Origin of the sequence: Kibdelosporangium persicum (assembly GCF_013280595.1) — a bacterium.
GTDB lineage: Bacteria > Actinomycetota > Actinomycetes > Mycobacteriales > Pseudonocardiaceae > Kibdelosporangium > Kibdelosporangium persicum.
Map to the genome: position 1 here is coordinate 1 of NZ_JAAATY010000028.1, position 10,366 is coordinate 10,366.

A 10,366-nucleotide genomic window follows, 5' to 3' on the forward strand; every position below is an offset into this window, starting at 1 on the left:
TTGTGGCTGGGCATTCGATTGGTGAGATTGCGGCGGCTCATGTGGTGGGTGTGTTGTCGCTTGCGGATGCTGCTCGGTTGGTGGAGGCGCGTGGTCGGTTGATGCAGGCGTTGCCGTCGGGTGGTGCGATGGTGGCTGTTGAGGCGAGTGAGGACGAGGTCAGGGAGTACCTGTCGGATGAGGTGTCGCTGGCGGCGGTGAACGGACCTCAGGCGGTTGTTCTGTCTGGTGTGGACACAGCGACTGTTGCTGTGGCCGAGCATTTCAAGGCACTGGGTCGTCGGGTCAGGCGGTTGTCGGTGTCGCATGCGTTCCATTCGGTGTTGATGGAGCCGATGCTGGACGAGTTCCGTGCTGTCGTGCAGGGCTTGACCTTCAACGAGCCATCCGTTCCCGTGGTGTCCACTGTGGTCGGCGAGCCCACGGACCGGTTGGTTGATCCTGAATACTGGGTCGAGCACGTTCGTGCGGCTGTACGGTTCGGCGATGCGCTGTCTTGGTTGCGTGGCGCGGGCGTCAGGCGCTTCTTGGAAATCGGCCCGGATGGTGTCCTGTCGGCCATGGGTGCCGACGAATCCGGCGACCTGTACGCGTCGTTCCTGCGTAGGGACCGTGACGAAGTCACGACCGCGATGACCGCTTTGAGCACCGCGTACGTACACGGTGTCCCTGTTGACTGGCGCAGGTATTTCGCTGGCAGCGGTGCCCAGGTCATCGACCTGCCGACGTACGCCTTCCAGCATGAGCGGTTCTGGCTGGAGAGTGGTGCGGCGGTTGGTGATGTTGCTGGTTTGGGTTTGTCTGCGGCTGAGCATCCGTTGTTGGGTGCTGTTGTGCCGACTGCGGGCGGCGATGGGTTGATTTGTTTTGGGAGGTTGTCTCGTTCGGCGCAGCCGTGGTTGGCTGATCACACCGTGCTTGGTTCGGTGTTGGTGCCGGGTACGGCGTTGTTGGAGATGGTGGTGCGTGCGGGTGATGAGGTGGGTTGCCCGCGTGTGGTCGAGTTGAACCTGATGGCGCCGGTGGTGGTGCCGGAGCAAGGTGGTCTTGCGGTTCAGGTTGTGGTTGGTGGTGCTGGTGGCGACGGTGTTCGTGAGGTCGCGATTTATTCTCGGCAGCAGGGTGCTTCTGGTGAGATGCCGTGGACCGAACACGCCACTGGTGTGCTCGCTCCACAGGAGGCGCAACCGGCGACAGTGGCCGGTGTCTGGCCGCCCGAGGGCGCGGAACCTGTGGACGTGACCGATCTTTATGGCGATCTGGCTGGTGTGGGATTGGGCTACGGGCCCGTGTTCCAAGGCCTGAAAGCCGCTTGGCGGCGGGAGGACGAGGTTTTCGCTGAGCTTGCTCTGCCTCCGGCGGCGCATGGTGAGGCGGCCGGTTTCGGTTTGCATCCGGCGCTGCTGGATTCGGCTCTGCACGCGATCGGTTTGTTGCCGTCCGATGGGAACTCCGCTACCCGGCTGCCTTTCATGTGGCAGGGTTTCTCGTTGCACGCCACGGGCGCGACCGTGCTGCGTGTCCGGCTCCGCTCCACCGGTCCGGACTCGGTCGAGCTGGAACTGACCGACACCACAGGAACCCCAGTGGCCTCCGTCGGCTCGCTGACACTGCGCGAAGTTACGGCGGGGCAGTCGGTTTCGGCGCCTGCGGTGATGGATTCGTTGTTCCGGGTGGGTTGGGTTCCGGCGGCGTCGCAGGGTGAGGTGGGTGCTTGGGCGTTCCACGATGAGGTGGGCGACGAGGCGCCGCCGGTGGTTGTGCTTCCGGTTCGTTCGTCTGTTGAGGAAGTTCCGGGTGCTGTGCAGGCGGCGCTGACTGACACTTTGGCTGTCGTGCAGGCTTGGTTGGCCGATGAGTCGGACAGCAGGCTTGTTGTGTTGACGTGTGGTGCGGTGAAGGTGGTCGGGGCTGATGTGGTGGATCCGGTTGCCGCGTCGGTGTGGGGTTTGTTGCGGAGTGCTGAGGCGGAGAACCCGGGTCGTCTGGTTTTGGTGGATGCTCGGGACGAGGATGTCGAACGAGCCCTTGCTGCGGTGGGTGATGAGACGCAGTTGGCGGTGCGTGATGGTGAGGTGTATGCGTGTCGTTTGGTGCGGGCTGACAGTGTGGCGGAGTTGGTTCCGTCGGGGGGTGTGGTGGCGTGGCGGGTGGATTCGCCGGTTCGGGGGAATTTGGATCGGTTGGAGTTGCGGCCGTTCCCTGAGGCTGTCGACTCGCTGGAGCCGCATGAGGTGCGGATCGGGGTTCGTGCGGCGGGTGTGAACTTTCGGGATGTGCTGAACTTGCTGGGCATGTATCCGGGTGATGCTGGGTTGCCTGGTTATGAGGCCGCCGGTGTTGTCCTGGAGGTCGGCGAGGCCGTCACTGATCTGTGTGTCGGTGACCGGGTGATGGGCTTGGTGAACGGCGGTTTCGGTCCGATCACCCGGATCGACCGCGCATATGTCACACAGGTTCCGGACGGATGGACGTTCGAGGAAGCGGCGTCGGTGCCGTTGGTGTTCCTGACGGCCTGGTACGCCCTCAATGACCTCGCGGAGCTTTCAGCCGGAGAATCGGTGTTGATTCACGCTGCTGCTGGTGGTGTGGGTATGGCTGCGACGCAGATCGCTCGTCATCTTGGGGCGACGGTGTACGGCACGGCGAGCGAGGGTAAGTGGGATGTGCTGCGTTCGGCGGGTTTGCCGGACGAGCGGATCGCGTCGTCGCGAAACCTGGATTTTGAGGCGAAGTTCCTCAGCGTGAGCGGTGAGCGTGGTGTCGACGTGGTGCTGAACGCGTTGGCTGGTGACTTTGTGGATGCGTCGATGCGGTTGTTGCCGCGTGGCGGGCGGTTCGTGGAGATGGGCAAGACCGATGTCCGCGACGCCGATCAGCACAACGGCGTGAAATACCAGGCGTTCGACGTGATGGACGCGGGTCCTGAGCGGATCGCGTCGATGTGGGACGAGTTGAGCGCGTTGTTCGAGTCGGGCGCGTTGGCTCCGTTGCCGATTCGGACTTGGGATGTGCGGCAGGCGTCGGAGGCCTTCCGGTTTGTCAGTCAGGCCAAGCACATCGGCAAGGTCGTGCTGACCGTGCCACGTGATCTGGACGCCAACGGCACAGTGTTGATCACCGGTGGTACCGGTGGCCTGGGTGCGGTTTTGGCTCGGCACATGGTTGCCGTGCGGGGCGTACGGAACCTCGTCCTCACCAGCCGCCGTGGACTTGACGCGCCAGGCGCGGCCGAGTTGGCCGTCGAACTGGCCGAGCTCGGTGCCGATGTGCGGGTCGAGGCGTGTGACGCGGCCGATCGCGCGGCGTTGCAAGCCCTGCTGGCGGGGATTACCGACCTGACCGGGGTGATTCACGCCGCTGGCGTGTTGGATGACGGTCTGTTCACGTCGTTGACGCCGGAGCGATTGCACAAGGTGCTGCGTCCCAAGGTGGACGCGGCCTGGAACCTGCACGAGCTCACGCTGGACCGGGAACTGGCCATGTTCACGCTGTTCTCCTCCGTAGCGGGCGTGCTCGGCGGACCAGGGCAGGCGAACTACGCCGCAGCCAACACGTTCCTCGACGGATTGGCGGAATACCGTCGCTCGCAGGGACTTGTCGGCACGTCGCTCGCCTACGGCCTGTGGGCAGGCGACGGAATGGGCGACTCGGCAGACGCGGACCGGATGAACCGTGACGGCGTGGGAGCCTTGACACCGGCCGAAGGCTTGGCGCTGTTCGACCTGGCGACGTCGATGTACGCCCCGGCGACGGTTCCGGTGAAGCTGGACCTCGCGACACTGCGGACACACGCCCGTACCGCGGCCATTCCGCCGTTGTTGCAGGGCCTGGTCCGGACGCCGAAGCGACGGGCCGCGGCCAACGTTCAGACCGTGTCAGGCCTGACGGGTGAACTGTCGCGGCTGTCCGGTGCGGAGCAGCAGGCGCACCTGCTCGATTTGGTGCGTACCGAGGTCGCCTCGGTGCTCGGCCACAGCAAGCCAGAGGCGATCGGCTCGGACCGGGCGTTCACCGAGCTGGGCTTCGACTCGCTGACTTCGGTCGAGTTGCGGAACCGGCTGGGCGCAGCGACGGGGCTGCGGCTGGCGTCAACAGTGACGTTCGACTACCCGACTCCTGGCGCGCTGGCCGAGCACATCCGTGGTGAGCTCGTCGGCGATCTGGGTGCTGAGACAGAGGTGCGGGCACGCGTCGGCACCACGGACGAACCGATCGCGATCATCGCGATGGCCTGCCGGATGCCCGGCGGCGTGACCTCGCCGGAGGAGCTGTGGGAGCTGGTGGCCCAGGGCGGCGACGGCATGACCGGCTTCCCGGCCAACCGTGGGTGGGACCTGGACTCCCTGTACCACCCGGACCCGGAGCACCGCGGCACCACTTACGCCGACGTCGGCGGGTTCCTGCATGACGCCGACCAGTTCGACGCCGAGTTCTTCGGGATCTCGCCGCGGGAGGCCGTGGCGATGGATCCCCAGCAGCGGTTGCTGCTGGAGGTTTCCTGGGAGGCGTTGGAGCGGGCCGGGTTCGATGTGTCCTCGTTGAAGGGCAGCGACACCGGTGTGTTCGCCGGTGGTATGCGTGCGGACTACATGTCCGGGCTGAGCTCTGTGCCCGAGGAGATCGAAGGCTTCCTGGGCACCGGCACTTCGGGCAGTGTGTTGTCCGGCCGGGTCGCGTACGCCCTCGGCCTGGAAGGCCCAGCGGTGTCGGTGGACACGGCGTGTTCGTCCTCACTGGTCGCCATGCACTGGGCGGCGCAGGCGTTGCGCTCGGGCGAATGCTCCCTCGCCTTGGCAGGCGGTGTCACGGTGATGTCCACGCCGGAGACGTTCATCGACTTCTCCCGTCAGCGTGGTCTGGCCGCCGATGGCCGGTGCAAGGCCTTCGCCGCGTCGGCTGATGGCACAGGATGGTCCGAGGGTGTCGGCATGCTGGTGCTGGAACGGCTGTCCGACGCCCAGCGCAACGGTCACCGCGTTCTGGCTGTGTTGCGTGGGTCGGCGGTGAACCAGGATGGCGCGTCGAATGGCCTGACGGCGCCGAACGGTCCGTCGCAGCAGCGGGTGATCCGCCAGGCGCTGGCCAGTGCCGGCCTGCGGACGTCCGATGTGGACATGGTGGAGGCGCACGGCACCGGCACGCGGCTCGGTGACCCGATCGAGGCGCAGGCACTGCTGGCGACCTACGGCCAGGACCGGGAAGAACCGATCTTCCTCGGGTCGATCAAGTCCAACATCGGGCACACGCAGGCCGCCGCGGGCGTGGCGGGCGTGATCAAGGCCGTCGAGGCCATGCGGCACGGCATGCTGCCCAGGACACTGCACGTGGACGAGCCGTCGCCGCACGTGGACTGGGAAGCCGGCGCGGTGGAGCTGCTCACCGAGCAGCGGCCATGGCCGCAAGCCGGCCGGCCGCGCCGGGCCGGTGTGTCGTCGTTCGGTATCAGCGGGACGAACGCGCACGTCATCCTGGAGCAGGCACCGGAGCTTCCGGAGAAACCACGGGAGGTCAAGGCTCCCGCGTTGCTGCCACACGTGCTGTCCGGACGGACTGAGCAGGCATTGCGCGTCCAGGCTACGCGGCTGCTCACCGCGGATCTCAGCGAGCCGGTGGACGTGGCCTACTCGTTGGTCACCACACGGACCGCGTATGAGCGGCGTGCTGTGGTGTGGGGTAACCAGGCCGATGTACGGGCTGGGTTGGCCGCGTTGGCCGAAGGGCAGCCCGCGGCGAATGTGGTGACCGGTCGTGCGGTCGCGGGCAAGTTGGCGTTCCTGTTCACCGGTCAGGGTTCGCAGCGGCTCGGCATGGGTGCGGGTCTGTACGAGGAGTTCCCGGTTTTCGCTCGGGCGTATGACGAGGTGTGCGACCTCATTCCGGGTATCCGCGAGGTCACCGATCAGGAAACACTCGACCTGACTGGCCATGCGCAGCCTGCGATCTTCGCGCTTGAGGTCGCGCTGTTCCGGTTGATGGAGTCGTGGGGGATCAAGCCCGATTTTGTGGCCGGGCACTCGATCGGTGAGATCGCGGCTGCTCATGCGGCTGGTGTGTTGTCGCTCGCGGATGCTGCCCGGTTGGTGGAGGCGCGTGGCCGGTTGATGCAGGCGTTGCCGTCGGGTGGCGCGATGATCGCTGTCGAGGCGAGTGCGGACGAAGTCCGTGAGCACCTGTCGGACGAGGTCTCACTGGCGGCCGTGAACGGCCCGAACGCGGTGGTCCTGTCCGGTGTGGACAATGCGGTGCTCGCCGTGGCCGAGCATTTCAAGGCAATGGGTCGCCGGGTCAAACAACTCGCGGTGTCGCACGCGTTCCACTCGGTGCTGATGGAACCGATGCTGAGCGACTTCCGTGCCGTCGTACGGGACTTGACCTTCAACGAGCCGTCCGTTGCGTTCGTGTCCACGGTCACCGGGAAACTCGCCGACCGGTTGACTGATCCCGAGTACTGGGTCGAGCACGTGCGCGAGACTGTCCGTTTCGCCGACGGCGTCCGCGTCCTCGAAGAGGCTGGCGTCACGAAGTTCGCCGAGCTCGGCCCGGACGGTGTGTTGACCGCGATGGGCCAGGAATCGGTCGCCGGTACCGCGGTGTTCGTTCCGCTGTTGCGTAAGGACCAGGACGAATCATGGTCCACGGCGACCGCGTTCGGCCGCTTGGTCGCGAACGGGATGGCCGTCGACTGGGCGAAGTTCTTCGCGGGCACCGGGGCACGTCGTACCGCGTTGCCGACGTACGCGTTCCAGCGCCTCCGGTTCTGGCTCGACGGCGCCCCGCCGGCTGGGGACGCGGCCGGGCTCGGCCTGACCGCGACCGAGCACCCGTTGCTGGGTGCGGTTGTGCCGACCGCGGGCGGGGACGGGCTGATCTTCTTCGGCAGGTTGTCCCGTTCGGCCCAGTCCTGGCTGGCCGACCACGCCGTGCTTGGCTCGGTGGTGATCCCTGGTGCCGCCGTGGTCGAGCTGGCCGTTCGCGCGGGCGACGAGGTCGGCTGCCCGACGGTGACCGAACTGAGCCTCGAAGCACCGATGGTGCTGCCGGAACAGGGCGGGCTCGCGATCCAGGTGGTCGTTGGTGGTGCCGCTGAAGGCGGCAAGCGCGAATTCACCGTGTACTCAAGGAAGCAGAGTGCTTCCGGTGAGGAACCGTGGACCCAAAACGCGACGGGTGTGCTCAGCTCCGACGTGAGCCGTCCCGCGGCTACGGCCGGGGTTTGGCCGCCCGCGGGCGCCGAACCGGTCGATGTCACGGGCTTGTACGACGGTCTGGCCGCCGCCGGGCTTGCCTACGGCCCCGTGTTCCAAGGCCTCAAGGCCGCATGGCGGCACGGGGACGAAGTCCTCGCCGACGTGGCCCTGCCCGCCGACGCGCACGGTGACGTGCCGCGCTTCGGAATGCATCCGGCACTGCTTGACGCGGCACTGCACACGATCGGGCTGCTGTCCGGTGGTGAGCAGGCGACCCGGCTTCCGTTCGCGTGGCGGGACGTCTCGTTGTACGCCACCGGTGCGACGGCCTTGCGTGTCCGGGTCAAGTCCACTGGTGCCGGCTCCGTCCAGCTGGACCTGACCGACACCACAGGCGCCCCGGTGGCCTCGGTCGGGTCGTTGATGATGCGGGAGGTCTCGGCGGCCAACCTCGATACCGGCTCGTCCACTATGGACTGGATGTTCCGGGTGGGCTGGGTTCCGGTCGTGGGTGACGGTGCTCCGGTCGTCTGGGCTTACCACGACGACGACAGCCAGGACGTACCTCCGGTTGTCGTGCTTCGGGCGCCGAAGGCGTCCACAAGTGACATTCCGCGGGCCGTGCACGAGGTGTTGAACGACACCCTCATGACCGTTCAGGCATGGCTGGCGGACGAGCGCAACGCGGACAGCACGTTGGTCGTGCTTACCCGCGACGCGGTGAAGGTCGTTCCCACGGACGAGATCGACCCGGTCGCGGCGTCGGTCTGGGGTCTGCTCCGCAGTGCCCAGTCGGAGAACCCCGGGCAACTGGTGCTGCTGGACGCCGCCGAACAGCACGTCGAGACAGCGCTGGCACGCCTCGGTGAGGAAACACAGTTGGCGGTGCGCGACGGCGTTCTGCAGGCGTGCCGCCTGGTGCGGGCGAACACCGCATCGGAACTGGTCCCACCGCAAGGCGAACGGACCTGGCGGCTGGGCACGCGGGTCCAGGGGAGCCTGGACGAACTGGCATTCCAGCCGTTCCCGCAAGCCGCCGAGCCGTTGGCGGCCCACGAGGTCCGGATCGCGGTCCGGGCCGCGGGCGCCGACTCCCGCGACTTGCTCGACCCGGTGGGCCACGAAGCCGCCGGCATCGTGCTCGAGGCCGGCGAGGCGGTCACCGATCTGCGGGCCGGCGAGCCGGTGACGGGTTTGGTCCGCGGTGGTTTCGGCCCGGTCACGGTCGCTGAACGCGGGTGGATCACGCGGGTGCCGCAGGGCTGGTCGTTCGAGCAGGCGGCGTCGGTGCCGTCGGCGTTCCTCACCGCCTGGTACGCGCTCAACGACGTTGCCGGGTTGAAGGCGGGTGAATCCGTCCTGATTCACGCCGCCGCGGGGGATATGGCCGCCGCGCAGATCGCCCGCCACCTCGGCGCGGAGGTCTATGCCACCGCCGGTGAAGGCACGCACGTACACAGCGTGTGCGACTGGGAGGAGAAGTTCCTCGCGGCCAGTGGTGGTCGTGGTGCGGACGTGGTGCTGAACCTGCTCGCCGGTGACTTCGCGGGCGCGTCGCCGCGCCTGTTGCCGCGCGGTGGGCGGTACGTGGAAATGGGGAAGGCCGGCGTACGTCCCTCAGGCGATCTCGACGGGCAGTATCCAGGTGTGACTCACCAGGCGTTCGACGTGATGGACGCGGGCACCGAGCGGATCGCGGCGATATGGGAGGAGTTGGTCGGCTTGTTCGAGTCCGGCACGCTCACCCCGTCGCCGATCCGCACGTGGGATCTCCGCGAGGCCCCCGAGGCGCTCCGCTTCCTCAGTCGCGCCGACCACAACGACAAGGTCGTGCTGACCGTGCCGCGGGCGCTTGACCCCGAGGGTGCCGTGCTGGTCACCGGAGGTACCGGTGGGCTGGGTGCGGTGTTGGCCCGGCACTTGGTCACCGAGCGCGGTGTCCGGAAGCTGGTGCTGACCAGTCGTCGTGGTCTCGACGCGCCGGGTGCGGTGGAGTTGGTGACTGAACTGGATGCGTTGGGTGCGCAAGTGCGGGTCGAGGCGTGCGACGCCGCGGATCGTGCGGCGTTGGCCGCGTTGCTCGACAGGATTCCGGCGCTGACTGGTGTCGTGCACGCGGCTGGTGTTCTGGATGACGGCCTGTTCACGTCGTTGACGCCGGAGCGGTTGTCGAAGGTGTTGCGGCCGAAGGTGGACGCGGCGTGGAACCTGCACGAGCTGACGCTGGGCCGGGACTTGGCGATGTTCGTGATGTTCTCCTCGGTCGCGGGTGTGTTCGGTGCGGCGGGGCAGGCGAACTACGCCGCCGCGAACTCCTTCCTGGACGCTCTCGCCGAGTACCGGCGTTCGCAGGGGTTGCCCGGCACTTCGTTGGCGTTCGGTCTGTGGTCCGACGGGATGGGCGACGCCGTGGACGCCGGACGGATGGCCCGCGACGGTGTCGGGGCGCTGACCACGGCCGAAGGGCTGGCGCTGTTCGATCTGGCCACGTCGATGCCGGCCCCGGCGACGGTGCCGGTGAAGCTGGACGTGGCCGGGATGCGGGCCACCGGACGGACCGCCGCCGTGCCCCCGATGTTGCGGGCACTGGTTCGCTCGGTCGCTCGCCGGGCTGCCTCGGCGGACGCCGGGGAGCGGGCCGGCGAGCTGAAGCGGCGCCTGACCGGGCTGTCCGCGGCCGACGCCGAACTGACGCTGCTCGGCCTGGTCCGCGGCCGGGCGGCCGCGGTGCTCGGCCACGCCGGTCCGGACGCGATCGAGCCGGACAAGGCGTTCACCGAACTGGGCTTCGACTCGCTGACCTCCGTGGAACTGCGCAACGGCCTGAGCGAGGCCACCGGCCTGCGGCTGCCCGCGACGCTGATCTTCGACTACCCGACTCCCGGCGCGCTGGCGAAGTTCCTGGTGGCCGAGGTGGCGCCCGCGGACGGTGCCGCCGCGGGCGGCGGGGTCGAGGCGGAGATCGCCAGGCTGGCAGCGGCGCTGTCGGCGCTCGACCCGGCGGGCACCGACGGCGGCCGTGTGGAGGCGAAGCTGCGGCACCTGGTCTCGCTGTGGCAGGACAAGACCCGTGCCGCGGCAGGCGAACAGGACAACGCGGACGTCGAGTCGGCCACTTTGGACGAGATGCTTTCCCTGCTGGACAACGAACTCTGACTTCCTTTTCGTTCCAGGCG

The 10,366-nt window shown here is 67.6% G+C and carries 1 protein-coding gene; it reads left to right on the forward strand.

Annotation, left to right across the window (positions count from 1 at the left end; all coding sequences use genetic code 11):
- Positions 1-10,346, forward strand: a 10,346-nt coding sequence (locus GC106_RS35640; RefSeq protein WP_173139716.1) for a type I polyketide synthase, incomplete at its 5' end; no start/stop codon positions are given.
- Positions 10,347-10,366: the final 20 nt, after the last annotated feature.